The sequence below is a fragment of the Gammaproteobacteria bacterium genome (genome assembly GCA_003696665.1).
GTDB lineage: Bacteria > Pseudomonadota > Gammaproteobacteria > Enterobacterales.
Map to the genome: position 1 here is coordinate 1 of RFGJ01000198.1, position 24,363 is coordinate 24,363.

A 24,363-nucleotide genomic window follows, 5' to 3' on the forward strand; every position below is an offset into this window, starting at 1 on the left:
GCGAAGTCCAACGGCCGTTGCGTATAAACCGTGACCAACAAAACCACCAATGACAGGGTGATATTGAAGGTAAACATCAAATCTAGCATCCAGGGCGGCATGGGCAATGTCATCATCGCCAACATCGCAACCAAAAGTATGGGGGTGCCAAGCCCAGTGATTTTGGTAGATGACAGTCCTTCCGATAATGCCAGCGCCATACCTAGTACCTCAAGTCTTCAGGAATCGGCCACTCGTCAGACAGCCTCGGTTTTTGTCCACCATCCCGACGATAAGTTTGCAATTGGTACACATAGGCCAACACCTGTGCGACCGCCAAGTACAAACCTCGCGGGATTTCTTCACCAATCTCTGTAGAGTGATACAAAGATCGGGCCAACGGCGGTGCTGGAACGATTGCCACATTATGTGCGACCGCGATTTCTCGGATTTTTAACGCAATCAAATCTGTCCCCTTCGCTACGACAATTGGCGCTTTATCGCCAAAATCGTCGTACCGTATCGCAACCGAATAATGTTCTGGGTTAGTGATCACAACATCAGCTTTTGGCACCTCTGCCATCATCCGTCGCTGTGCAATCTCCCGCTGAATCTGACGGATTTTTGACTTCACCTCGGGTTTCCCTTCAGTTTCTTTAAATTCATCCTTAATTTCCTGACGCGTCATTCGCAGTTGGCTATGATGACGCCACAGCTGATATGGAACATCGATGGCGGCAATCAGAATCAACGAAGCGGACAAGCCCAGAAACACAAACACAACAACCTCGATGCCGCGTGGAATGGCTTGGTCAAGTTCTAAAAACTCAAGGCTTAGCAGTTTAGGGAAATAAAGCGTTAGCAAGAGCCAGGCAATGATAGCCACCACAACAAACTTAGCGATACTTTTTAAAAGCTCCATGGCTGCTTGCGCACCGAACATGCGCTTAAAGCCCTTGAGGGGCGAAATGCGCTCAGCCTTAAATTGCATTGACTCAATACTAAAAACCCAGCCACCAAGCAATATTGGTCCTGCCAATGCTGCGAGAAACATCATCAGCAGCGACGGACCAACCGTCAAAAAAATGTCTCGCATCGCGGCCACCAAAAGACCAACAGCAATACGCTCGTCAAAAGCGGCCGCCCGAGTAAAGGCCCAGGTTGCATGGGAAACCGAAAAGAATTCCCCGGCCATCCAATGCCCGAATAACAAAAAGGCAAGTGCCGAAAACACCAAGATCATCGCCGTGGTCAATTCTCGCGATCGAGGTACCTGCCCTTTTTTACGGGCGTCCTGCTTTCGTTTGGGAGTGGGTTGTTCGGTGCGTTCGCCGATGTGCTCTTCTGCCATTAGGGACACTCCAATCGCAACATATCACAGAGCACATATGTCATATTGCGCACCTGACGGTCCACATGCCACTCAAACCCACCAATGGTCAACCAAACGATCAATAAGCCAGCCACCATAGCAGTGGGAAAACCAATGGAAAAAATATTGAGTTGTGGTGCCGCTCGGGTCATCACGCCGAAAGTCAAATTGACAATCAACAACGCCAATGCCGCCGACAGGGCCATCAACACAGCACCAACGAACATCCATCGACCGAACATTAGGAGAGACCATAGCGAAAAGTCGGCAATGTCTCCGGAAATTGGTAACGTCTTGAAGCTTTGCCAGAGAATTTGAAACATCAACAGGTGGCCATCCAAGGCGAGAAAAACCAGCGTGGTCAGTACCAGAAAGAATTGGGACAACACAGGCACTTGCACACCGTTTGCCGGATCCACCATTGACGCAAACCCCAGACCCGTTTGCATGGCGACCATTTGTGCCCCGATCACAAAGGTCTCAAAGACCATTCTAGTGACGAACCCCATCGCCAAACCTATCAACACCTCCCGGGCGATGGCGACGATACCGACCGGAGACCAAGGCACAATGGCCTCTGGCAATTCAATAAAAGGGCGAATCATGAAAGTGAGGGCGATGGCCAACAATAGACGAATTCTCGTCGGGACAACACGCGTCCCGATGATTTGCATTGCTGTGAGCAAAGCCCCAATTCTCAAAAATGGCCAAATTGATAGCAGCAGTTGTTGCTCTACGGTGTGCAAGGAAAACATAACGCTCACCTACCCGATCAGCGTTGGAATGGACGACACCAATTCGTACATAAAATCCATGAGCCGGCCGACAAACCAATGCCCGAGAAATGCCATGGTCAACAGAGTCACGACCAGCCGCGGCAAGAATGATAGCGTTTGCTCGTTAATGCTGGTGGCCGCTTGAAAAATGGCGACGATCAGTCCTACCAAGAGACCGGGAATGATAATCGCGGCCACCAGCAGCACCACGAGCTGCATGGCCTGGCGAAACAGATCGACCGCGACTTCGGGTGTCATGACGGCCCCACAAAACTGTTGGCCAAGGCACCAAGGATCAGTGCCCAGCCGTCCACCAAAACAAACAACATGATTTTAAATGGCAGTGAAATCATCATCGGGGACAGCATCATCATCCCCATTGCCATCAGAATGGAAGCAATCACCAAATCAATAATCAAAAACGGAATAAAGAGGATAAAACCAATCTGAAACGCTGTTTTTAATTCACTTGTCACGAACGCCGGCAATAATACCAGCAAAGATGGATTTGCCTTCTCACCGCTGTCTTCATTGGCGAGTGATTGGAACAAATCGAGCTCTTCCTGTCGCGTCTGGGCCAACATGAAACGTTTCATTGGCGCCAAGGCTTTGTCCAACGCCTCCTTAGGCCCAATTTGGTCTTCCATATACGGCTGGACTGCCTGAACATGAATTTGTTCAAATACGGGCGCCATCACAAAAAGTGACAAGAATAAGGCCAAACCAATCAAAATTTGATTAGAAGGCGTTTGTTGCATCCCAAGCGCTTGGCGCAAAATGGCGAGCACCACGACAATGCGGGTAAAACTCGTCATGGTCATCAATATGGCGGGCAATAGTGTCAACAGGGTCATCAAAATCAGCACTTGAAGGCTGACTGAGACCTCCTGACCCGATGGTGTGTTTTGTATATTGAGCAAGGGGATCTCGGCACCATAACTTGGCAAGGCGCACAATGCCAAGACCGACAAAATGCATTGAGTGCTGCGCCGAACCATCCTGTCAGTCATCAGAGTTCCCCTCAGAAGCGCTGTCCGACTGCCCTGTCTTTTTCTTTTCAATTTTCACAGCGGATAGAACCTGAGCAAAGGAACCTTGAGGTTTGGAAGTCTCCACAGGTTTGGCCAACGTATGCAGGTGACGAATCCCGGCCGGTCCGACACCAATCAACAACTGCTCTTCCCCGATGGCCACCAGAACCAATCGTTCACGTGGTGACAACGAACGGACGGCTAAAATTTGAATGGCGCCGTTAGACAAGCCTGCGGCGCCTTGCCAACGACGATATAGCCAAGCCAAAAGCATTAATAACGCCAGCACCACAAGCAGCGCCATACTCATTTGGATGAGCTCTTGCCATCCTATGGCGGCGTCCGACGTTTTCTGTGGCGCGCCATAACTCAATGCCGAGGACAAGGCAAACATGATCGGTCTCATAGGCGTTATTTCAATTTTTTGATCCGCTCTGCCGGACTCATCACATCGGTCAAACGAATGCCAAACTTTTCGTTGACCACCACCACTTCACCATGCGCGATTAATGTCCCGTTGACCAGCACATCCAAAGGCTCACCCGCCATCCGATCAAGCTCGACCACAGAGCCCTGGTTGAGCTGCAGCAAATTTCGAATCGGGATCTGCGTGCGCCCAACCTCCATACTCAATGTCACCGGGATGTCCAATATGACATCCAACTTGGCTTTATCAGCTGGCAATTCGTCCTCAATGGCTTGTCCTTCATCAACAAGCTCTTCCATCGGTGCGCTTTCTGCAGCCGCTTGCTCAGCCATGGCAGCGGCCCACTCATCATCGACGTTCTCTTCGGGCTTTTTATCTTGGTCACTCATAGGATTCACCTGTCGTATTACGCAAAATATGTTCTCGGCTGATGGGCTCAAGAATTTTCAACGCCATCTTCCCTCTCGATACTCCATAACGGGCACGAAACGTTGGCAACCCCCCAGCGTTCACCACTACCTTTTCCGGTAGCTCAACCGGGATAATGTCGCCTGGTTCAAGTGCCATAATGTCTCTTAACGCCATTTGCTTTTCGACCAAGGTAGCATCGAGCTCGACTTCGGCCGTCATGATTTCTTCACGTAATGCCTGCGTCCAACGTTCATCAATATCGTCACGGTCCGATTGCACTCCGGCGTCCAGCCGATCACGAATTGGCTCGATCATCGAATACGGCATGGTCACATGAAGCTGTCCACCGCCCCCATCCAGTTCGATGGTAAAACTGCATACCACAACGACCTCCGAAGGACTGACAATACTCGCCAATGCGGGATTGACTTCCGAGTCAAGATATTCAAATTCAACCGGTAGCACAGGGGCCCATGCTTCCTTGAGATCGACGAAAGCCTGCTCAAGCATGATTTGAATGATTCTGCGCTCAGTTGGCGTGAACTCACGCCCTTCAATTTTTGCGTGGAAACGGCCATCGCCACCAAAAAAATTGTCAACCAGTATAAAGACAAGCTTGGCTTCCATCGTGAACAATGCTGTGCCACGCAGCGGTCGAATTCTGACCATGTTTAAGCTGGTTGGCACAAAAAGGCTATGGATATATTCCGAAAACTTCACCATCTGTACGCCATTGACCGCAACATCAGCCCCTCTGCGCATCAAATTGAACAGACTGATGCGTAGATAACGCGCAAAACGCTCGTTGATCATCTCCAGCGTGGGCATTCGCCCACGCACAATGCGATCCTGCGACGAGAAATCGTATATCTGTATGCCTTCAGGTTCGGGGCTGTCGTCGGTCGTATCGATGTCGCCATCGTCGACCCCGTGCAGCAAGGCATCGATTTCTTCTTGACTTAACAGATCGCTCACAAATCCACCTCTTGGCCTTTTGCTATTGCATCACAAAACGTGTAAACAAGATCTTTTCGATCAGCGGCGCACCGGTTTGTTCGGTCAGGATTTTTTGCAGATGCTGTGTGGTTTCCTCCTTGAGTTTTTGACGTTTTTCAGCATCTTTAAAATCTTCCACCGCCTTTTGTGACCAAAACGACAGCAATTCACTACGAATCAACGGCATGAGTTGTTTCAACTTGTCTTCTGCCTCCGTATCACGTGTGAGCAAAGAAACTCGTATCTGGACATTTCGTGTTTTTCGACCATCCATCAATTGCACAAGCACACCTTCAGGCACCTCAACGTAGATGGCCTTTGCTTTGGCTGGCGCGGCCGGAATTGCCGCTTGCGTCGGCGCATTTGTTGGCACTGCCTCTTGCGGTGTCTCACTGCTACCCAAAAAAAAGTACGCTGCAGCACCACCAATGGCGCCTAATGCGACAATGATGCCTATCAGCATCCCTTTGCCGCCTTTTTTTCCTTCTTCTACCTGCAAGTCATCTTCGTCTGCCATAGATTCACTCCTCATCTCACAATGACATTAGCAAATATTGGGCCAAAACAGGTTGGCTTATAAATATCAATAGGTTAGGCGTGACAATATGTGCTATAGGTTGCTCACACCCCAAGTGTAGTCAAAATTTCGACAGCTGTGATGAGACACACAAAGGTCGATTTTTCACTTGCCGGGATAGGGGGACGAACAGCCGGCTAGGCAAAATAGTCGATCAGATGCGTCAGCTTAAGACCGGTCACAGGGCGTGAATTATCTGCATGCTTATCCTCCACACCCGTGAGTTCGTCCGTTGTCTGCTCAGCTGTTCGACCAGTGCTCACATAAGACCTTGCTTCTGCTTGCGATTGATCATGGCCACTCACATCCACCTGCACGAAGCCAGACTGGTCTGTTTGCATAATCTCGCGCAATCGATCAGCAGTCACTTGTAATATCTGCACAGTATCGGGATGCCTCGCCGTGACATGCACGAAAGTATCATTGCCGTGCTGCCGAATTGTCACATGAAGTGGACCAAGTTCCGGTGGGTCGAGGCGAACCGTCGCTTTATGATGTCCATATCTCCCCTGTTGCACAAGAATTTCGGCCAGCTGCTTTGGCCAGTCGCGCTGATAAAGGTTGAGTGCATTTGGGGCCGAGTTATCAGAGGCTGTTTGGAGATGGCCAAGCGTACCATTGCCTATCTGCCGCGATATGTCTTGAACAGGTCCAGCATTGATCACGCCATCAAGTGCCTTCCCAATTTGGGCGACGTCGTGATTTCGACCGTCATGAGCAGAAAATTTAGAAAGCAGCGAGGCAAAAACGTCTTGTGGCACTTTCGCAGCATCCGTGTCCACTTTGACTTCCTTAGGTCCCATAAATGCCATGATTTCCGATAACGGGATATTTGGGGTGTGATTGACATCGCGCCGAGATATACCATTGCTAAAATCAAGCACATCTCCCGCGGACTGTTTCAGTGGGTTACCTATCGACAACACATCGTCCAGTCTAATACCGGTTAACTCTATGTTTGACGAACTTGAAGTGTCTATGTTTAACTCACTTGAAGTACTTTTTTGGGGGACCACATTAAAAATACTCGCAGGATTTCCTTGGTCACCATCTTGGCTACCTGTGCGTAACAACAGGGCAGGAAGATGCGATTGAGGCTCGATGAGGATGAGATCGCTCGCATGCACTAGTGAAAACTCGGCATTCGGCAAATTTTTGCCGTACGGCGGGACAAATGCCTCCCCTTCTTTGGATAACTCCTCCGAGAGCTCACTCGGGCCAATTTGCTCCAAGCGCTCATCGTGCAAGGCAATTTCTGGCACATCCTCATTTAACTGCTGAGGGAGTTGCACAACTGCTTCAACCCGCCATTCAACCGAATGGTCAGAAACTTCATTCATTGAGAATTCGTCTGTTATTTCCAGCGTGTTCGCTCTACTGCCGACAACGTCCGGGAGCATCGTTGTAGATAATATCTCCTCAAACAATCCGTCTTGCTCGCCAATCAAAGACTCCGCACCGACTCGCGTATCCTGAATGGGTTTCGGCGTGACTAGGAAGACCAGGGGAAGTCCAACGGTGTTCATGGCTCGGCTCACACAGTGTCAATGATGCCTATCCCTCTGCAAACTCTATGCCATACACCATTGATCGCCTCTCCCGTCAAGCCTCGATCGGCAGACTTGCGACGGGATAGTACCAACATTCGTTATAATCCACCCACACAGCGATTGGCCCGGTCAGCCACTGATCGCAGGACGCATCCCCCGTATCCACAAGCAAAGGCCTTCCAGCAAACTGTGCCATTTTTGCCTTGGTCGCGATGACCTCAATTTCACTTTTAGCAAACTGACTTAGCACCGCCGGACTGAGCTGTTGGTTGCCCCGGCCAAAAATATGGCCCTGCCCGCCGATGGCGGTGACAAATAAGCGTTTTGGCTGATTCGGGTACAGACGAAGCACTTCTAACAATTCCGACTCCGTGGCATCGGCCAGAATCACCTCATTATTCAAGACAACATCGACGCCTAGCAATGTATTTGGCAGTCCTTTAATTGACATCACCTCTGCCAGTGTTTTACCACTTCCGACAAAGACCAGCGATTCGTCATCCCAACGCTCGACGACACCTTCTGCCAACGCTAGTAATTGTTCTTCTTCGTCATTGGCTGCGGCTGACTTCACATTTTGCACAAGAATGCCATCGGTCAGCACTCGCACCTCACCGTATTTTCTGGCACGCACAACCCCTCGTCGAAAGGCATCCTCGTCAATATCCATGACATCGCCTGACTGAATTTCGACCACCTTCCCATCAGCCACTTTAGCCAGCAGCAAGCCTGCGGCACGCGGGGAAACGCAATACGCTCCACTATGGATTTTGGTACCGGCCGGAATGCCCACAATCGGTGGATACACCCCGCCCTCTAGGCCCACAGAGCGCACGACACCGAGGACATCTCGCATGGTGCCGTCCCCACCCACAACGACAATCAACTCCAAAGGTTGGCAGAGCAATTGTTCAGCGAGCGCTCGCGTGTCCTCCGCGGTCGTTTTTGTACTAGTTCGCCGATGAATGGTCAGTGGTTTCGCTAATGCACGAACAACATCCCCGCCCATGGGACCATCCGCCGTATGCCATATCACTTGGACGCCTGGTTGTTGCTCGTAAAAATATTGGATAGCCATACGTGCCCGGTGAGCTGAATTGGCTCGTCCGCCCCGTCGCAGGGCTTCGTTAAGGATGTCGATACCATCGCTGCCTTTCAGACCGACAGGACCACCAATGCCCGCTATAGGATTGACTATCAATCCCCAGTGTCGCTTTTCATTCACCTAGAAACTCCCCTTACACTATGCTTTTTAGCATCGCCAACAATAACTTGGCTCGATACGGCAGTCCACGCTCGTTGAGCATGCGTTCTTTTTCCTTTTGTATCCTAGCCTTAAAACGTAACCGTTCATCAGGCGAAACTGGATTGCTCAAATTATCGACACTTGGCTCGAATGCTCGTCCTAACGCCTCTTGGAAACACCACTCCAGCGCCTGCGGTCGCAATTCAACACGCTCAAATTCAGCCTGTTGCGCTGCCGTCCGCCCATCCGGCACATACCAATAACCATAGTCTACCAACTGGCGTCGTCGCCATCCGGCAATGCACCAGTGAGCCAATTCATGCAATGCACTATTGAGATTGTGTCGCATATAACCGATTTGCGCCGCATGTTCGGGTGTTTCTGGCTCATACAAAGGTTCATCATCACGCGCCACCAAGCGTGCTCGGTAATATCGCCCCAACCCGTCGTTGAACTCGTACACCAATTTTTTCAGTAACTGCGCTTCATTCGATTTCATGGTGTCAAATGACAGTTGATGGTGGCGGCATTTTACGCAAATTGCGTACAATATCATTAGCCAACAATAAGGTGAAATCACTGTGGACTTAGAAAACATTCGCCGAGAATATCTTTCAGAGCCGTTGAGTCGAGCAACTCTGCTTAAGGATCCTTTTGCTCAATTCAGCCAATGGTTGGAAGCCGCCATGCATGCTCGACTTCCCGATCCTACCGCCATGACGCTTGCCACCGTGGATGCCAATCTGCAACCACACCAACGGACCGTTTTGCTGAAACACGTTGACGATGATGGCTTCATTTTTTATACCAATCTCAACAGTGCAAAAGCCAAAGATATTCGTCAAAACAATAAGGTAAGCCTGCATTTTGCCTGGCTTCCGCTCAACCGTCAGGTGCGTATTGAAGGCCAAGCCAAACCGTTGCCCACATCAACCGTCATCAAGTATTTTATCCGTCGCCCGCGCGACAGCCAGATTGCGGCCTGGGTGTCCCAACAGTCGTCGCCAATCGACTCGCGTCATTTTTTAGAAAATGCGTTCAATCAAATGAAAGAAAAGTTTCGTCATGGACAAGTGCCACTGCCGGACTTTTGGGGTGGCTTCAAAGTCATTCCAAATAAGTTTGAATTTTGGCAAGGCCGGCCGAACCGGTTGCATGATCGCTTTGTTTACGACAAAGTTGATGAGCGCTGGACAATTCAAAGGTTAGCCCCATGACCGCCATTAACGATCTACATATGGATGACTTTTATAGCGATGTGGCGAAAATATTGACTCGACTGTACTTTTCGTTTCCCCGACCGCTATCACTTTATGTCGACGATATTTGCGGAGCGCTGGACATTGATGAGTTCGGCCTGATCAGCGAAAGGCATCAAGCCTGCCTCGCCACGATGCTTTGGTTGGCAGATGAAGGCTACCTTCGCTATGCCGCTTTATTGCCAAATGAAGGGGTTGATTTGGCAACGCTCACGGAGAAATGCCTGCGGCGATTGCAAAGTACCGCGACCATTGACCAAGTATCGTTGCCACGCATCATCCATTTCCAACGCGCCCTTTCCGGTACTTCTTTCGACTTACAGAAGGTGGCTCACGAGTTTTTCGACATACACACAGCCCACTAAGCCCAAAAGTGGCTAGCTCCCATAACTTCGCAAAATACGTCGATAGGTCCCATCCGCACGCATTGCGGCAAATGCATCATTGATGCGCTCCACCGTCTCTGGCGCCACACTCGCTTGACTAAACATGACGTACACCGAGCCGCTATGCAAAACCATGGGCAAACGAACTATTTCCTTCCGCCAGCCTTTGCGCCTGAGAACATCGGCACCAACGAACGGGTCTTCCAATACGCCATCCACATCTCGATTCATCAGCGCGTTAAAGGTTTCCTCGGCAAGGCCGTAACCCTTGAATTGACGTTCGTAAGCAGGATCCTCTTGGAATGCATTAATCGTATCTCCATAAACATAGCCATTGACCAACGCGATGCGCAGACCGCTATCCAAGAGTTTCTTTAATGACTTTCCACTGTATTGGTCTACGTCTTCACTTCGCACGTACAGCACCCAAGTCTCAGCCCGATATGGCTCTGAAAAGTACGCATATTGTTTTCTCAAAGGGGTGATGGAGGCCCCCAACAGCACATCCACCTGACCTGCCTTTAGGGCGGACAATAATGTTCCCCAATCTCCCTGCTGAAAACGCACTGTACAACCGGCCCGCTTTGCCGCTTCCACAAACAGATCAATATCAAGGCCCGTCACCGTTCCATCTCTCTCTTGATACTGATAAGGCTCCCATGGGTCCCAACCCACATTTAGCAGACAAGACTTGGTGACGTCTGCTGTTGTCGCCCCATCACTGCGTGTTGCCTTATTATGGTCAGCCTTATGAGTGTCGGACGCAACGCTGGTTTGCGCACGCTCTTGCGTTCGACTGCCTGACTCTGAGCTGTTGCAACCAACAACTGTTAACAACGTTAACGTAATCACTATCAATAGCCGGTAAAACATAACTTTCTCTCGCTATGTGATGACCTGTTTTTAGTTATAGACCAAATTTCTCGAAGCCGCCTATTCCTTCATGCGAGCGAGGTTGACAAAACATGGGCTAGCATTTTGAGCTAGAATTATGATATGTATGATACGACCGATGGCGAACTATCGGTATACCGTCCTGTGAGCACGAATGGCATGGACGACAGCACGCCATTGTTAAGGAGAATGTTGGATGAAAGCTGTACCACATGGCTCGCTTCGCCTGACGCTTCCCGTTCAAAAGCCAGGCGAGCATCTTCTTGTCGAAACCCGCATAGACCATCTGGCGCAATGGCTAAAATCTCAGCCGTATGGCAACATGCCAGTCACCGTCAGCAATGTTCGGCGCTCGTTACACGGCTTTAACCGCACCGAAATTGCCTCGAGTTCGCGCATGAAAGGGATGTTCCTCTACAACCGCGCCTATCAACTCATTGCTGGTTATTACACTCCCCAAAGTTTCCGCTCCGACAAAAGACAAGAAAAAGTCACCGTACAAGAAAAAAAGGACTTTTTTCTTCTCACTCAAGAGTTGGCGTATGGCTATAAACTTCTCGCAATCCAGTTGCAAAAAGAAAATGCATCAAAGGACGTGCTTGCCGATACTCTGAATCTGGCCGTGTATTATCTATCCCTAGTGCTGATGCTTCATTATGATGCCTACGCCCCACCGCCCAAAAACATCTGGAAAGAAATCAATAACATCCTTGGTTTTTCTGTGGTACATCAGTTTGTTGATCGCATCTCGGAAAGCCATCAGTTACAAGGTTGTCTAAATACCATCGAAGAAAATTACAACCGTATTGCGCTCATCGCACTTGCCAATCCATACCACCTAAACGCGGGTCAGCATTGGCCGATATGGCGCTATTTGTCACACTGGGTTCGACTCGCTGAATTGAGCGAAGACTTGTCAGATTTCCACAAAGACCAAACTTTTGTGGTTGACCTTTGTGGTGACTATCGACCTCATTTCACGTTATCGACAGACAACTTGGACGAATCCACAACATTACTGCTCCTGCCACAAAAATTAGTCAAGCAAGTTGAATCGCATTTGGTTGATTTGCGAACCGAGGGTAAACCGCCGTTGCCTGGATTTGGCAGTGATGTCACCGCCACGGCTGCCGAAAGATTGCTGGAAGTCATGCAGTATCACTGGCAAATGTTTAAACATCGCACGGCGCCGCGGTACAAGACCGACGATAAGCTAAAAGTCATATGTAGCTTGGTCAATATTCATGCAGAATTGACCAGAAACGATCCACTGTACCAAACAGAAGAAACGGAACCACAATTCGTCATTCCAACATCGTCGTGGAGGACAATCAATACCTCAGCGACCGGAATTTGCATGAACACACATATTCCAGTCCGTGAAATGGCCGTCGGCAAACTGATCGCGCTAAGCATTCATAACCACCAAGACGACCGAGATTTCTGGCGACTGGCAGCGGTCCGCTGGCAACAAAAATCTCGAACCGATGGTCATACTGTTGGGGCCGAGCTAATCCTCGGTGATATTCAAGCCGTGCGTTTTATCATACCAGGCGCAAAGGAACGCAAGGAACTTGGGTTCATCATATCAGGCGATCATGGAGACGATGGCAGTACACCGCCCACAATCATCTTTGCGCACAATGCCTTACCTAAAGACAAACCGATTATTATGGAAGTGGGTGACGAAAAATTTGGCATTCGTCTCACACGCAGTCTTCAGAATACGTTGTTTTTCACGCAGTCTTTTTATCAGCAGTGTCCAGTCCAAGAAGCGCTCGATGTTGCGCGTCAAGAGCTTGAGGAAATTGAAGAAAAACGGCGGCGAGAAGAAGCTGGCGAAGAAGTCATTGACATGGAGGCACTGCCGGGCTTTACCAGTGTCCAAAATAATAAATCCTCATAAACACGTGTTAACATAAATATTCAAAAACGAGACAATGGTTGTGTTTAGGGAGCCTAAAATGGAAAAAGTCCAGCTATTACATAATCCACGCTGTTCAAAATCACGCCAGGCTCTGGCTTTACTAGAAGACCGCGGCGTAAAAGTCGATATTATTCGATATTTAGAGACTCCCTTATCACTTGATGAATTAAAAAGGCTGGCCGAAAAACTGGAACAACCCGTTTCGGCCATGATTCGCCGAAAAGAACCAGAGTACAAGGAAGCAGGTCTAACGAACGATAGCAGTGACGACGAAATATTGACGGCCATCGCTCGATTTCCGAAACTTCTGGAGCGCCCCATCGCCATTCGTGGCAACCGAGCTATTATTGGCAGACCTCCTGAAAATGTCCTGAAGCTGCTCAACGACTAATGTATATCCTCATTCTCTATTACTCTCGTCACGGAAGTACACGGGCCCTCGCGCACCAAATTGCTGCGGGGGTCAATAGTGGCGGTGACGTGGAATCTATGGTCCGGACTGTGCCGCCGGTCACCTTCGAAACTGACGCAACACGTCCTACAATACCCGAATCTGGCGATCCCTACGTCACTTTGGAAGAACTCCGTCACTGTTCAGGGCTTGCGCTTGGGAGTCCTACCCGCTTCGGCAACATGGCCGCCCCGCTCAAACATTTTATTGATTCCACAAGCGAACTATGGGCAAGTGGCGCCCTGATTGACAAGCCGTTTTCGGTCTTTACTTCAAGCAACAGTTTGCACGGTGGTCAAGAAAGTACTTTGTTATCCATGGCACTACCATTGATTCATCACGGGATGCTTTGGGTTGGTGTTCCCTACAGTGTTAATTCGATGATGCGAACGCAAACGGGAGGGAGCCCCTATGGCCCATCACACTGGGCACATAGTGCCACCACGGCGTTATCCACCGAAGAAAAGGAAACAGCGCGTGCACTCGGTCAACGCTTGGCCAATATTGCCAAAACACTGGAGCATCTACGATGAATTGGCATTTGCTGGCCCGCGCCGCTTACACCATCATTTGCGTCCTGCTCGTCATCTGGGGAATACGGACTGATACGCCACCAATCGCTTGGCTGCTTTGGATTCTGCCGCCATTATATGGATTAGGATGGATCCGGCAGGGGAGCCGTCAAAGCCTCATGTACTGTGCTTTTCTGCTCATTATTCCGTTCTGCCACGGCATTACAGTTTCTCTAACAGTGCCCAATGCTCGGTTCGCGTGGCTGGAGAGCGGCCTGGCCTTTCTGTATTTCCTCAGTTTCTTCTTCGCCTATCGTCCCAAACGTCATCAAAGCCGTGAGAGTCGATGACGCAACACAAAATCGGCACACACCAATGCCGCCATGGCTTCAACGATTGGCACCGCCCGAGGCAATACGCAGGGATCATGACGTCCTTTCATTTGTAATACATGAGGCGAACCATCTCGGGTCACGGTTTGCTGCGGAACCATCACGGTTGGGGTCGGCTTGAAAGCCACACGAAACTGGATTGGCATGCCATTGGAGATCCCCCCTTGCACGCCACCTGAGTAGTTGCTTAAAGTCCTGATTTGTCCATTTTCGCATTGTACAAACGGGTCGTTATGAGCTGTCCCTCTCATACCTGCAGCACGAAATCCCGAGCCTATTTCGAATCCTTTTGTCGCATTGATGGCGAGCATGGCTTTTGCCAATTCCGCTTCAAACTTATCATAAATGGGCTCGCCAAGCCCTGCTGGCACGCCACGGATAACAGCCTCTATCACGCCACCCAGCGAATCACCATTTTTACGCGCATGCTCAATGCGTGCAGCCATCCTCTCAGCAACCACACGATCCGGACACCGTACAGGCGTTTTATCCACGTCGACCTGAGTGAACTCTGTGCCTGTATCTGGCCAAACAATATCTTCAATTTGTTTCACCCAAGCCACCACCTCAATATCACTACATTGCCGGAGGAATAATTGGGCGACTGCACCGGCTGCCACCCAACCCGCCGTCATTCTCGCTGAACTTCGACCGCCGCCAGCCACAGCACGCCGGCCGTATTTCATATCATAGGTGTAATCAGCATGACTCGGCCGATACGCATCCTGAACATTGTCATAATGCTTCGATTTCGCATCGGCATTACGAATCATCAGCGCGATGGGACTACCCAACGTCCAGCCATCTTCGATGCCTGACAAAATTTCAACTGTATCTGCTTCTTTCCTTTGACTTACCAAATGGCTTTGACCCGGGCGGCGACGATTGAGTTGGGATTGCAAATACGGCAAATCGATCTTGACACCCGCAGGGCAACCGTCAATCACGGCACCAATTGCGGGTCCATGACTTTCACCAAAATTCAAAACACGAAAACACTCTCCAAACAGGCTGCCCGCCATTTTAATTTTCTCCACCATTGCATATTTTCTGCGCCAACGGCAACCCGAGCTCCGCCATCACTTGCCAGTATTCAGGCCACGACTTGCCAACGACCTGCCAATCACGCATGTTCAGGCCCTTCACACGCCACGATAGTTGTGCAAGTGACATCGCCATCCTATGGTCCTGATGCGTGACAAACTGACATGGACGCCAATCAGCCTTGCCAATTTTCATCCAAGCGCTTCCAGTTGTGACGCTCACACCACATCGCGACAACTCTCTCGCCGTATCTTCGATCCGATTAGACTCTTTGTATGGCAGCGCATCCAGCCCTGTCAAACGCACGTCTCCCCGGGCAAAACACGCCAAGACCACCAGTGATTGAACAACGTCGGGGCAATCGGTGCAATCAAGCTCGGCACTGACGAAGTCGGGCACCGGCCGCGCGATGACCTTATTGGGTTGTAGCATTAGCTCGCCACCCAATCGTGCCACATGATCAACGAAATGACATTCGCCATGCAATTCAGGATGGTACTGATAGCCCAACACGGCTACCGGATTCGGACCTAATAATCCAGCCATCATAAGATAACTTGCCGCAGTCGCATCGACTGGGATCTCTATAGAGGGCAAACGGATTGGACCCGGCTCTATCTGCACACCTTTTTCGTCCAAACGACAGAGAACTCCTGCCTGCTCCAGGACATTGGCCGTCATACGAATATAGCTGACCGACACAGGTGGCTTTGAAAATGTAATCCGCAACCCACCATCTAATATCGGCGCCACAAGCATCAGGGCACTCACAAACTGACTACTGTGACTGGGGTCGACTTCGACGGTGCCTCCACGAATTTTTCCCTGTACAGTGACCGGAAGATAACCATTCGTTGATGAAATCTTGGCGCCAAGCGCTTCAAGTGCGCGAATTAAAGGTGCCATTGGCCGACTGCGTAACCGTTGACTGCCATCAACGGTGACTGGAAAAGACTTCGTCGCCGCCAACGCCATGATAAATCGCGCCATGGAGCCACTATCGCCGCAATGTACGATAACCGGCTCCTTCGGCATCACGCTTGGTTTTTTCGACAACACAAGGCCATTCTCATGCTTCGTCACAACAACCCCAAGCGTCTGAAGGCCGGAAACCAGATGCCGGATATCCTCATTGTCCGGAACACCATTCAGCACTGACGGGGACTCGCTGAGTGCAGCGAGCACCAACCACCGATTGCTTAGATATTTGCTTCGAGGCGCTTTGCGTATTTCAATTGGCTGTATCTTGGTCATTCTACTTCTTCTGCGTATCCCAGTGATTTCACGTCACGGCATTGGTGTACCTCTGATATTCAGTGCATGCATTCTAGCAAGAAAATTGGTCTACACTATGAATAATCTTCGTACCGACGACAAAGGCAAGGAGAGCGTATGACATGGCTCAACCGAAGTCTTAAAAATCAGACCATATTCCTGACCGTAGGCATCGGGTTCGTGATGGCCATTTCCATCATCTGGTCAGCTGTGAGTTTCAATGCCACCACAGCACACATCGCGAAAACATCGTTCCGGCAGCTTCAACTGGCCACGGACACCGCAACCATGCAGGCCGACTTCAAACGCATGGTACAAGAGTGGAAAAACGTTCTCCTGCGCGGTCACAATCCTTCTGATCGGAAGAAATACTGGTCAAGAATTGCCCCGTTGGCTGAGCAACTTAAGGAAGAAGCGAAAAAGATTGCGAATCAGACACCATTGGAAATCCGTGCCAAACTCGAAAAGTTTAACGGTGAGCTTGAAAAACTCTTGCAAGGCTATCGGACGGCCTATTCCGAGTTTGAAAAGACCCTTGACCACAAAGCGGCTGACCGGCTGGTCAGGGGAATGGACCGGGCAGCGGAGAAATTACTTGAAGAAACAGTCGCGATCATTGAAAAGAATCAGCAAGCCCACAATGAAGCTATGCTCGAAGGAAGTCAGGCAAAATCTCGCACAATCATCCTCGCGGATCTTGCTGTCTTAATTATCATGATCATTGTTTTCACTATCATGATCATCCGAAAGGTCGTTCAACCGCTGACTGAATTGAGTCAGTTCAGCCAACGTATCGCGCAAGGCGAATTTGAACAATATCTGAACATCCACCGAGAGGATGAAGTGGGCACACTCGCCGACGTTCTTAGACGTATGGCCAATTTTCTCGCCTCGACTTACCAAGAGCTTAATCAGGCCAATCAAGAATTACTGACCTTATCTGAAAAGCAAATTGAATTGGCCAACTCGTTTAAAGGAATTGCCGAACAACAGTTTTCTAAAGCTGATCAAGTCGCCACTGCAGTGACAGAAATGAGTGCTTCTGCTCAAGAAGTTGCGAGTGCCGCCAAACGTGCCGCCGAAGCCACATCACAGGCTAACCAGTCGGCAAAATCCGGTCATGATATTATGCGAAAAACCATTAAAACCATTGAACAGGTCGCCGCGACTATTGACCAAACGTCTGAGGTCATTCAAAAGCTTGAACAAGACGCCAGCGCGGTGTCCACGGTACTTGAAGTGATTCGTGGCATTGCCGAGCAAACTAACCTGTTGGCACTGAACGCGGCCATTGAAGCGGCCCGTGCCGGAGAACAAGGTCGCGGCTTTGCCGTAGTGGCCGACGAAGTCAGAACACTAGCACAACGCACACAAGAGTCCACGCAAGAAATTCAGCAAATTCTGGAAACTGTTCAATCGGGGGCGTTGAACGCTGTACGGGCAATCGCTTCGGCCAAAAGTGCGTCCTTCGATGGTGTCGCTCAGGTTGAGGAAGCCGGAGGAAAAATTGAAGACATCACGCACGGCATTGAAACCATTTCCCAGATGAATGATCAAATCGCTACTGCTGCGGACGAACAATCTAAAGTCTCAGAAGATCTGTCTAAAAACATCAACGAAATTTCACAAATCGCAGGAGACAATGTCACCCTTTCCGAAGAAGTCAAAGACACATCGGAATCGCTCAGACAACTGTCTGCAAACCTTACAGGCATTGTTCAGAAACTCATTTCCCGACAGGGAGCATAATCATGCGCCACCGCATATTTCACCTTGATCTTGAGGGTCCATTTCCAGACAAGTGGCAACTTGCTGGCTTTGCCATGGGATGTTTTTGGGGGGCAGAACGCTTATTTTGGCAAACCCCCGGCGTTAAAATGACCGCTGTTGGGTATTGTGGCGGCCGAACCCCATCCCCAACCTATGAAAACGTTTGTACTGGACAAACGGGGCACGCAGAAACGGTTCGAATTCATTACGCTCCCGACGAGATATCCTTTGACAAGCTCGTTAAAATATTTTTCGAAAATCACGACCCGACGCAATACCATCGACAAGGCAATGACATCGGTTCTCAGTACCGCTCCGTCATTTTCTACACGAACGAGCACCAGCGAAAAACGGCCGAGAAAATGTGGATTGGCTACGACCGTTTAATGACTTTGCACGGGTTCGGGCCTGTTCAGACGGAAATCGAACCTTTGACCAACTTCTTTCTCGCTGAAGCCAATCATCAACAATATCTTGCCCAAAATCCCAATGGTTATTGTGGACTTGGTGGTACAGGTGTTAACTGTCCTCTTCCGGAAGACGTTCCGGCAAGTGGACAGCAATATAATCAATCAAATGCCTAACCGCCAAAGGCACATGCTGGCGGGTGGGATACACTGCCCACACACCTACATTTCCAGGCGACCAAGGTCGCAAGACTTCGACAAGTTTTCCTGACGCCATATAATCTTTAGCAATGAATTTCGGCAGCATGACAACCCCAAGACCACAGGCGGCCATGGTCGCCAAAACCTCCCCATTATTACTTGACACTCGACCATGGACTTGCACCTTATGCTCGCGACCATCAGGGTGAGTAAGCGTCCAATACCGTCCACTATTACGGTTTTGATAGCGAAGGCAATCCTCTGGCTTCAAATCTTCAGGTGTGTACAGTCGACCGCGCCGCCGCAAAAATTCAGGACTGCAGTACAGGCCCAACGCCGTCTCTGTAATTTTTTTTGCGATCAACGAGGAATCTTCCAAAAGACCAATACGCACCGCCAAGTCGACACCTTCCTCAACCAGAGCGACAAAACGGTCGGTCAGTTGTAATTCCAAAGAAATCTCAGGGTTGTCACGACAAAATGCGGCCAAAATTTCACTTAAATCTCGCTCGCCAAGCGAAAGTGGCGCCGTGATACGAACATGCCCATAAGGGCGTCTCGCGAAGCCTGTGATCTCTGCCTCACTTGCCTCTATGTTTTCAAGGATGGCGCGAACATTCCGATAATAAATTTGCCCAGCTTCGGTCAGACTGACCTGCCGCGTGGTCCGATGCAACAATCTGACCCCCAGTTGTGCTTCTAAATGGGCGATGGCCTTGCTCACCGTGCCTCTGGATAGGCCAAGGCGGATGGCGGCTGGAGAGAAGCCGCCTTGCTCGACGACCTTGATAAAAATTTGCATACATTGAAGCTTGTCCACACCCGCATGACCTTGCCAAACCTGAACACATTATGGATGATAGGCGCCGGATCATAGAATGACAAAACAACCGCATGAAAAAATATTGGCCTGAGTTAATTGCATTAGTCTTTGTCAACGCTTCACTTATCTTGCTCGAACTGACGCTACACAAACACCCAGGGGTTTCCATACATGCTGTCGGAAAAAGTCAAGCGCTCACCCCACCTGAATTTGCAAAGATCCATGATACGAATGAGCGGAAACAAAAGTTTATTCGTTACTTTGCCACACTCGCCCAACAAGCCAACCAGGAAATCTTCGTGGAACGCCAGCGGCTCTTGGCGCTTTTTGAGCATTGGCGCCAACACACAACATTATCTCACCAGCAGATGAACGCATTTTGCAAGTTGGCGAAGAAATACAAAGTCGACTGCAGCACGGACGATCTGACTTGGAAAAAATTACTTCGGCGCATCGACACGGTACCAGTGAGTTTGATTATTGCCCAGGCGGCCATCGAGTCAGCTTGGGGCACCTCACGATTTGCACGTGACGCCAATAATTATTTTGGTATCTGGTGTTATCAACCAGGTTGCGGCCTGCCTCCCCGGAAACGCGCCCCCAACGCTCGGCATTTTGTTCGTCGATATTCGACCCCACTTGATTCCGTTCGAGGCTATCTATACAACCTTAACGTTGGTCACGCCTATACGCTGCTCAGGCAAGTGCGGGCCAAACTCCGCGCACAAAATCGTCCTGTCACGGGCATCGCACTCGCAGAAGGACTCATACGTTATTCGGCGCGGGGGCGTGACTATATTGCAGAAATCGAACTTGTCATTCGTCACAACCGGTTAGATCAATACGATCATAGTCAACCCGCCTTGCAATAGAATATTTCTATTCTGTTTTAGAAAAAATCAATTTCACAAATCCATATCAGTTGCCTACGCTGGTCAATGTACGAAGGCGCTTCATGCGCATTTGTACATTGTGTATCGCCACCAATCTATGACTCACGGGAGGAAGAACCATGTCATTGAAAGGCAGCAGAACTGAAGAAAATTTGAAAGCCGCATTTGCAGGCGAGTCTCAAGCCAACCGTCGTTACCTTTACTTTGCCGCCAAGGCAGACGTTGAAGGCTACAACGATGTCGCGGCCGTATTCCGCTCAACCGCAGAAGGCGAAACTGGCCACGCTCACGGCCATCTCGAGTACCTTGAAGAAGTCGGCGATCCAGCGACCGGGCTGCCGATTGGCAGCACGCGAGACAATCTGAAAGCGGCCATTGCCGGAGAAACACACGAATACACGGATATGTATCCCGGTATGGCGAAAACGGCTCGAGAAGAAGGCTTTGACGAAATTGCCGATTGGTTTGAAACCCTCGCCAAAGCGGAACGTTCTCATGCAAACCGCTTCCAGAAAGCACTTGATGCACTCGAAGACTAAAAGTGCTTTGTCCCGGTGCCTAACTAAGGCATCGGGCTTTCACTAACCCTGGAGGAAATGGCATGAGCAAGCGTCAAGAAGGTGGACTACAAGCGCCGACACGACATCCGATCGACTGGCAAAATCCAGAGTTTTATGACGAAACTAAATTAAATGAGGAACTGGAGCGCGTTTTCGACATATGCCATGGCTGTCGTCGATGCGTGAGCCTTTGTGAAACCTTTCCCACCCTCTTTGATCTTGTGGACAATTCGGAAACGATGGAGGTCGATGGCGTTGCCAAGTCCGACTACCACAAAGTGGTCGAGCAATGTTACCTATGCGACCTCTGTTATTTAACCAAATGTCCGTACGTGCCACCACACGAATGGAATGTCGACTTCCCACATTTGATGCTACGTGCCAAAGCGGTCAAATTTAAAAAACAGGGCGCTTCATTGCGTGATAAATTGCTATCAAGCACCGATAATGTCGGCAAACTTGCAACCATTCCTGTCGTAGTCGACATGGTCAATGCTGCCAATCGAACACCGAGTGTTCGTAAAGTCATGGAAAAGACGATTGGCGTGCATACCAAAGCCCGTCTGCCGCGATATGAGTCTCCCCCACTTCGCCGTCGTATCCAAAACGATTTAGGTGACCGCGCCGTTCCAGCTGGCCGCACCTCAGGCAAAGTTGTACTTTTCTCAACCTGTTACGCCAACTATAACAACCCGAGCATCGGTGAAGATCTGGTTGCCGTACTTCGCCACAACAATATCCCGGTCAGATTGCCAGACGAAGAACGATGTTGCGGCATGCCAAAACTTGAATTGGGTGATCTGGAAAGTGTGGCCAAAGCTAAGGAAATCAACGTTCCAGAATTGGTCAAGTGGATCGAACAAGGATGGGACATCATAGCGCCCGTGCCTTCTTGTGTGCTCATGTTCAAACAGGAGCTGCCATTAATGTTCCCGGATGATCCAGATGTGGCCAAGGTGCGTGATCATATTTACGACCCATTCGAGTACCTGATGCTTCGTCACAAGCATGGCAAGTTAAACACTGAGTTTCGTCATTCACTGGGGAAAGTGGCCTATCATGCCCCATGTCATCAGCGAGTGCAGAGAATCGGGCCAAAGACAATGGAATTCCTGCAACTCGTGCCAGACACCGAGATCATCAATATTGAACGCTGTTCAGGTCATGATGGCACCTATGCGGTGAAACGTGAATTCCACGACAATGCTATGAAAATCGGCCGACCAGTCTTCCGCAAAATCAAGCAAGCAGCGCCTGATCACTACTGTAGCGACTGTGCGATGGCCGCCGAGCATATCGCAAATGGCTTAGGGGATGGATCGGAGCCCAAACATCCGATTCAATTGGCGCGCCAAGCTTATGGTATCTGAACAGCTGGAGGAAAAACAAAATGGCTAAGAAGATTGAACGTCACGACCTGATGACACTAGAAGAGTATGCGCAAAAACGTTCAGAGTTCCGTCAAAAAGCGCTTGCCCATAAGCGGTCACGAATGCTGGCGATTGGGCCAAATGCCACTTTGTTTTTTGAAGATCGGCTGACCATCCAATACCAAGTGCAAGAGATGCTCCGTATTGAGAAGTTATTCGAACCGAAAGATATCGAAGATGAGCTTGCGGCTTATAACCCACTCATTCCAGATGGGCACAATTGGAAAGCCACGTTCATGCTTGAGTTTGAGGACGAGCAGGAGCGGCGCGCACAGCTTCGGCAACTTGTTGGTATAGAGTCAAAAATCTGGGCGCAAATCGGTGAGAATGACAAAATTTTTGCCATCGCCAATGAAGACCTCGAAAGAAGTACGGATGAAAAAACGTCCGCCGTACACTTTTTACGGTTTGAACTTTCCGATAAAGATATTGCCGATCTTAAGTCCGGCGCTTCCCTTGCCTTTGGTATAGCGCACCCAAACTACAACGCAATCGTGGCTCCTGTACCAGAAACCCTTAAGCAACAGCTTATGAAAGATCTCAATGCAGGCTGATGGTTTTCCATGCACTTAAGGTAAAAAAAAGCGACAGAGCATGGCGCGCCAAACATCATGGCGCGCCTAGTCTCATAAGAGCAATTATTGACTCACAACCACATCTAATCGGTAGTGCTTTTTGCTTCGTTTGGAAATTCCTTACGGAACAGACGCCAATAATCTTGAACTGTCTGACGCATTTCCTTACGCAACAGCATGAGTCCAAACAAGTTGGGAATAGTGCTCATGGCAATGGCCACCGCAGACAAATTCCAGACCAGTTTCGTATCCGCGAACGCTGCCACGAAAAACGCCAGGACGTAAAGAATTCGGTATGGCATCACAGCTTGCGGACCGAATAGATAAGTCACTGCGCGATCACCGTAATACGACCAAGCAATCGCTGTGGAAAACGCAAATAGCAGCAAGCCAATGGAAACAATGTACTGCCCCCAGTCCCCAAACAAGCCTTCACTAAAGGCCTTTGCTGTGAGTCGAACCGAATGCAGCAACGACTTACCTTTAAATACCAAGGCGCTATCTTTAACTTGACCATTTTCGACCACGATTTCACCGGTAAACGGTTGGCCATCTCGCCAGACCGTGACATCTTCAGCAAACGAGCGAGAATTTAAAATGGTGTAATCGCCGACAATTGGCCGGCCTTCATTCACAACAATCGTTCCCGTATAGGGTCGCACTTCATCTTGACCAATGCCATTGAAATGCCGATACATAATCTCTCGATGCTCTGGCTGGTTCTCAAAATACTGCCCGGCAACAATCTCCATATCGGCGCGCTGAAACTCATTTTCATATTTCTTTGTCCAGACCCCCGATGACAAAATCACCAATCCCGTCAACGTACAAATGACGATGGTGTCAATAAAAGGCTCCAGAATGGAAACCATGCCCTCAGACACAGGCTCGTGCGCTTTGGCCGCTGCGTGCGCAATCGGTGCTGATCCCTGACCGGCTTCGTTCGAAAACAACCCTCGTGCTACCCCTTTGCTCCATGCATAAGAAACACTGGCACCAAGAAACCCACCTGTTGCCGCACTTCCTGTGAACAAATCACCAAAAATACGCGCAAACGAGGGCAAGATATTCTCGGCATTGGCGATAATGACAGCCATACCACCAATAAAGTAGAAAAGCGCCATGAAAGGCACGATGGCCTCGGTCACACGCGCAATCCTCCGAATGCCACCGACAATCACCATGCCAAGAAGCACAGC

29 protein-coding genes are annotated in these 24,363 nt (G+C 49.8%); 12 read left to right on the forward strand and 17 right to left on the reverse strand.

Annotated elements, in window-relative coordinates; translation table 11 throughout:
* From D6694_05635 to D6694_05690, 12 genes are all read right to left on the reverse strand, one after another.
* Positions 1 to 200, reverse strand: a 200-nt coding sequence (locus tag D6694_05635) for a hypothetical protein (GenBank protein ID RMH44525.1), incomplete at its 3' end; no start/stop codon positions are given.
* A 2-nt stretch (positions 201 to 202) separates the two neighbouring features.
* Positions 203 to 1,330, reverse strand: coding sequence for a flagellar biosynthesis protein FlhB (gene flhB, locus D6694_05640; GenBank protein ID RMH44526.1), 1,128 nt, complete (start codon positions 1,328 to 1,330; stop codon positions 203 to 205).
* Positions 1,330 to 2,106 carry a flagellar biosynthetic protein FliR gene (fliR, locus tag D6694_05645; GenBank protein ID RMH44527.1) on the reverse strand — a complete coding sequence of 259 codons (777 nt, stop codon included), beginning with the start codon at positions 2,104 to 2,106 and terminating at the stop codon, positions 1,330 to 1,332. Before fliR ends, flhB begins: the two co-directional genes overlap by 1 nt.
* Before the next feature lie 9 nt (positions 2,107 to 2,115).
* Positions 2,116 to 2,385 carry a flagellar biosynthetic protein FliQ gene (fliQ, locus tag D6694_05650; protein RMH44528.1) on the reverse strand — a complete coding sequence of 90 codons (270 nt, stop codon included), beginning with the start codon at positions 2,383 to 2,385 and terminating at the stop codon, positions 2,116 to 2,118.
* Positions 2,382 to 3,125: a flagellar biosynthetic protein FliP gene (gene fliP, locus D6694_05655; protein ID RMH44551.1), complete on the reverse strand. Its 744-nt coding sequence runs from the start codon at positions 3,123 to 3,125 to the stop codon at positions 2,382 to 2,384. The genes fliQ and fliP overlap by 4 nt, the downstream gene beginning before the upstream one ends.
* Before the next feature lie 4 nt (positions 3,126 to 3,129).
* The gene (gene fliO / locus D6694_05660) at positions 3,130 to 3,564 is read right to left on the reverse strand and encodes a flagellar biosynthetic protein FliO (protein ID RMH44529.1); all 435 of its coding nucleotides are present in this window, start codon (positions 3,562 to 3,564) and stop codon (positions 3,130 to 3,132) included.
* Between the two features lie 5 nt (positions 3,565 to 3,569).
* Positions 3,570 to 3,974, reverse strand: coding sequence for a flagellar motor switch protein FliN (gene fliN / locus D6694_05665; protein RMH44530.1), 405 nt, complete (start codon positions 3,972 to 3,974; stop codon positions 3,570 to 3,572).
* Positions 3,967 to 4,971: a flagellar motor switch protein FliM gene (fliM, locus tag D6694_05670; GenBank protein RMH44531.1), complete on the reverse strand. Its 1,005-nt coding sequence runs from the start codon at positions 4,969 to 4,971 to the stop codon at positions 3,967 to 3,969. Before fliM ends, fliN begins: the two co-directional genes overlap by 8 nt.
* Before the next feature lie 22 nt (positions 4,972 to 4,993).
* Positions 4,994 to 5,524, reverse strand: coding sequence for a hypothetical protein (locus tag D6694_05675; GenBank protein ID RMH44532.1), 531 nt, complete (start codon positions 5,522 to 5,524; stop codon positions 4,994 to 4,996).
* 182 nt (positions 5,525 to 5,706) lie between these two features.
* Positions 5,707 to 7,095, reverse strand: coding sequence for a flagellar hook-length control protein FliK (locus D6694_05680; protein RMH44533.1), 1,389 nt, complete (start codon positions 7,093 to 7,095; stop codon positions 5,707 to 5,709).
* A 76-nt stretch (positions 7,096 to 7,171) separates the two neighbouring features.
* The gene (locus D6694_05685; protein ID RMH44534.1) at positions 7,172 to 8,344 is read right to left on the reverse strand and encodes an ATP-NAD kinase; all 1,173 of its coding nucleotides are present in this window, start codon (positions 8,342 to 8,344) and stop codon (positions 7,172 to 7,174) included.
* A 13-nt stretch (positions 8,345 to 8,357) separates the two neighbouring features.
* Entirely contained in the window at positions 8,358 to 8,921 is a 564-nt protein-coding gene (locus D6694_05690) for a hypothetical protein (GenBank protein ID RMH44535.1), read from the reverse strand.
* A gap of 25 nt (positions 8,922 to 8,946) precedes the next feature.
* On the opposite strand from D6694_05690, the gene pdxH reads away from it, so the two are divergent.
* A complete protein-coding gene (gene pdxH / locus D6694_05695; protein RMH44536.1) occupies positions 8,947 to 9,582 on the forward strand; it encodes a pyridoxamine 5'-phosphate oxidase in 636 nt (211 codons plus the stop codon).
* Positions 9,579 to 9,989 (forward strand): hypothetical protein, encoded by a 411-nt coding sequence (locus D6694_05700; protein ID RMH44537.1) that lies wholly within the window; start codon positions 9,579 to 9,581, stop codon positions 9,987 to 9,989. Before pdxH ends, D6694_05700 begins: the two co-directional genes overlap by 4 nt.
* Positions 9,990 to 10,001: 12 nt before the next feature.
* Here the strand turns inward: D6694_05700 and D6694_05705 are convergent, their stop codons facing one another.
* The gene (locus tag D6694_05705; GenBank protein RMH44538.1) at positions 10,002 to 10,883 is read right to left on the reverse strand and encodes an amino acid ABC transporter substrate-binding protein; all 882 of its coding nucleotides are present in this window, start codon (positions 10,881 to 10,883) and stop codon (positions 10,002 to 10,004) included.
* A gap of 217 nt (positions 10,884 to 11,100) precedes the next feature.
* On the opposite strand from D6694_05705, the gene D6694_05710 reads away from it, so the two are divergent.
* From D6694_05710 to D6694_05725, 4 genes are read left to right on the forward strand one after another with little or no spacing between them, the layout of a single operon-like run.
* Complete coding sequence (locus D6694_05710) at positions 11,101 to 12,810, forward strand: hypothetical protein (protein ID RMH44539.1); 1,710 nt, start codon at positions 11,101 to 11,103, stop codon at positions 12,808 to 12,810.
* Between the two features lie 58 nt (positions 12,811 to 12,868).
* Positions 12,869 to 13,222, forward strand: a complete 354-nt coding sequence (gene arsC / locus D6694_05715) for an arsenate reductase (glutaredoxin) (protein RMH44540.1) — start codon at positions 12,869 to 12,871, stop codon at positions 13,220 to 13,222.
* Positions 13,222 to 13,815 carry an NAD(P)H:quinone oxidoreductase gene (locus tag D6694_05720; GenBank protein RMH44541.1) on the forward strand — a complete coding sequence of 198 codons (594 nt, stop codon included), beginning with the start codon at positions 13,222 to 13,224 and terminating at the stop codon, positions 13,813 to 13,815. The genes arsC and D6694_05720 overlap by 1 nt, the downstream gene beginning before the upstream one ends.
* Complete coding sequence (locus D6694_05725; GenBank protein ID RMH44542.1) at positions 13,812 to 14,144, forward strand: DUF2069 domain-containing protein; 333 nt, start codon at positions 13,812 to 13,814, stop codon at positions 14,142 to 14,144. The genes D6694_05720 and D6694_05725 overlap by 4 nt, the downstream gene beginning before the upstream one ends.
* Here D6694_05725 and D6694_05730 read toward each other — a convergent pair.
* Positions 14,123 to 15,208 carry a chorismate synthase gene (locus D6694_05730; GenBank protein ID RMH44552.1) on the reverse strand — a complete coding sequence of 362 codons (1,086 nt, stop codon included), beginning with the start codon at positions 15,206 to 15,208 and terminating at the stop codon, positions 14,123 to 14,125. The genes D6694_05725 and D6694_05730 overlap by 22 nt on opposite strands.
* Position 15,209: 1 nt before the next feature.
* Complete coding sequence (aroA, locus tag D6694_05735; GenBank protein ID RMH44543.1) at positions 15,210 to 16,484, reverse strand: 3-phosphoshikimate 1-carboxyvinyltransferase; 1,275 nt, start codon at positions 16,482 to 16,484, stop codon at positions 15,210 to 15,212.
* Positions 16,485 to 16,622: 138 nt separating this feature from the next.
* On the opposite strand from aroA, the gene D6694_05740 reads away from it, so the two are divergent.
* Complete coding sequence (locus D6694_05740) at positions 16,623 to 18,254, forward strand: methyl-accepting chemotaxis protein (protein RMH44544.1); 1,632 nt, start codon at positions 16,623 to 16,625, stop codon at positions 18,252 to 18,254.
* A gap of 2 nt (positions 18,255 to 18,256) precedes the next feature.
* Entirely contained in the window at positions 18,257 to 18,859 is a 603-nt protein-coding gene (gene msrA, locus D6694_05745) for a peptide-methionine (S)-S-oxide reductase MsrA (GenBank protein ID RMH44545.1), read from the forward strand.
* Here the strand turns inward: msrA and D6694_05750 are convergent.
* A complete protein-coding gene (locus D6694_05750; GenBank protein RMH44546.1) occupies positions 18,795 to 19,685 on the reverse strand; it encodes a LysR family transcriptional regulator in 891 nt (296 codons plus the stop codon). The two genes, msrA and D6694_05750, sit on opposite strands and share 65 nt — an antisense overlap.
* A gap of 92 nt (positions 19,686 to 19,777) precedes the next feature.
* Here D6694_05750 and D6694_05755 point away from each other — a divergent pair, with 92 nt between their 5' ends.
* From D6694_05755 to D6694_05770, 4 genes are all read left to right on the forward strand, one after another.
* The gene (locus D6694_05755; GenBank protein ID RMH44547.1) at positions 19,778 to 20,578 is read left to right on the forward strand and encodes a hypothetical protein; all 801 of its coding nucleotides are present in this window, start codon (positions 19,778 to 19,780) and stop codon (positions 20,576 to 20,578) included.
* 140 nt (positions 20,579 to 20,718) lie between these two features.
* Positions 20,719 to 21,138: a rubrerythrin gene (locus D6694_05760; protein ID RMH44548.1), complete on the forward strand. Its 420-nt coding sequence runs from the start codon at positions 20,719 to 20,721 to the stop codon at positions 21,136 to 21,138.
* A 62-nt stretch (positions 21,139 to 21,200) separates the two neighbouring features.
* Positions 21,201 to 22,529 (forward strand): Fe-S oxidoreductase, encoded by a 1,329-nt coding sequence (locus D6694_05765; protein ID RMH44549.1) that lies wholly within the window; start codon positions 21,201 to 21,203, stop codon positions 22,527 to 22,529.
* A gap of 20 nt (positions 22,530 to 22,549) precedes the next feature.
* Positions 22,550 to 23,143: a DUF3501 family protein gene (locus tag D6694_05770; protein RMH44550.1), complete on the forward strand. Its 594-nt coding sequence runs from the start codon at positions 22,550 to 22,552 to the stop codon at positions 23,141 to 23,143.
* Between the two features lie 104 nt (positions 23,144 to 23,247).
* On the opposite strand, the gene D6694_05775 is transcribed toward D6694_05770, so the two are convergent.
* Positions 23,248 to 24,363, reverse strand: a 1,116-nt coding sequence (locus tag D6694_05775; protein ID RMH44553.1) for an amino acid carrier protein, incomplete at its 5' end; no start/stop codon positions are given.

Excerpts from the sequence above, each read along its gene's own strand:
- flhB (RMH44526.1), bottom strand. The coding sequence starts at position 1,330 with ATGGCAGAAGAGCACATCGGCGAACGCACCGAACAACCCACTCCCAAA.
- fliR (RMH44527.1), bottom strand. The coding sequence starts at position 2,106 with ATGTTTTCCTTGCACACCGTAGAGCAACAACTGCTGCTATCAATTTGG.
- fliQ (RMH44528.1), bottom strand. The coding sequence starts at position 2,385 with ATGACACCCGAAGTCGCGGTCGATCTGTTTCGCCAGGCCATGCAGCTC.
- fliP (RMH44551.1), bottom strand. The coding sequence starts at position 3,125 with ATGGTTCGGCGCAGCACTCAATGCATTTTGTCGGTCTTGGCATTGTGC.
- fliO (RMH44529.1), bottom strand. The coding sequence starts at position 3,564 with ATGAGACCGATCATGTTTGCCTTGTCCTCGGCATTGAGTTATGGCGCG.
- fliN (RMH44530.1), bottom strand. The coding sequence starts at position 3,974 with ATGAGTGACCAAGATAAAAAGCCCGAAGAGAACGTCGATGATGAGTGG.
- D6694_05675 (RMH44532.1), bottom strand. The coding sequence starts at position 5,524 with ATGAGGAGTGAATCTATGGCAGACGAAGATGACTTGCAGGTAGAAGAA.
- D6694_05680 (RMH44533.1), bottom strand. The coding sequence starts at position 7,095 with ATGAACACCGTTGGACTTCCCCTGGTCTTCCTAGTCACGCCGAAACCC.
- D6694_05690 (RMH44535.1), bottom strand. The coding sequence starts at position 8,921 with ATGATATTGTACGCAATTTGCGTAAAATGCCGCCACCATCAACTGTCA.
- D6694_05700 (RMH44537.1), top strand. The coding sequence starts at position 9,579 with ATGACCGCCATTAACGATCTACATATGGATGACTTTTATAGCGATGTG.
- D6694_05705 (RMH44538.1), bottom strand. The coding sequence starts at position 10,883 with ATGTTTTACCGGCTATTGATAGTGATTACGTTAACGTTGTTAACAGTT.
- D6694_05710 (RMH44539.1), top strand. The coding sequence starts at position 11,101 with ATGAAAGCTGTACCACATGGCTCGCTTCGCCTGACGCTTCCCGTTCAA.
- arsC (RMH44540.1), top strand. The coding sequence starts at position 12,869 with ATGGAAAAAGTCCAGCTATTACATAATCCACGCTGTTCAAAATCACGC.
- D6694_05720 (RMH44541.1), top strand. The coding sequence starts at position 13,222 with ATGTATATCCTCATTCTCTATTACTCTCGTCACGGAAGTACACGGGCC.
- D6694_05725 (RMH44542.1), top strand. The coding sequence starts at position 13,812 with ATGAATTGGCATTTGCTGGCCCGCGCCGCTTACACCATCATTTGCGTC.
- D6694_05730 (RMH44552.1), bottom strand. The coding sequence starts at position 15,208 with ATGGCGGGCAGCCTGTTTGGAGAGTGTTTTCGTGTTTTGAATTTTGGT.
- aroA (RMH44543.1), bottom strand. The coding sequence starts at position 16,484 with ATGACCAAGATACAGCCAATTGAAATACGCAAAGCGCCTCGAAGCAAA.
- D6694_05740 (RMH44544.1), top strand. The coding sequence starts at position 16,623 with ATGACATGGCTCAACCGAAGTCTTAAAAATCAGACCATATTCCTGACC.
- msrA (RMH44545.1), top strand. The coding sequence starts at position 18,257 with ATGCGCCACCGCATATTTCACCTTGATCTTGAGGGTCCATTTCCAGAC.
- D6694_05750 (RMH44546.1), bottom strand. The coding sequence starts at position 19,685 with ATGCAAATTTTTATCAAGGTCGTCGAGCAAGGCGGCTTCTCTCCAGCC.
- D6694_05755 (RMH44547.1), top strand. The coding sequence starts at position 19,778 with ATGAAAAAATATTGGCCTGAGTTAATTGCATTAGTCTTTGTCAACGCT.
- D6694_05760 (RMH44548.1), top strand. The coding sequence starts at position 20,719 with ATGTCATTGAAAGGCAGCAGAACTGAAGAAAATTTGAAAGCCGCATTT.
- D6694_05765 (RMH44549.1), top strand. The coding sequence starts at position 21,201 with ATGAGCAAGCGTCAAGAAGGTGGACTACAAGCGCCGACACGACATCCG.
- D6694_05770 (RMH44550.1), top strand. The coding sequence starts at position 22,550 with ATGGCTAAGAAGATTGAACGTCACGACCTGATGACACTAGAAGAGTAT.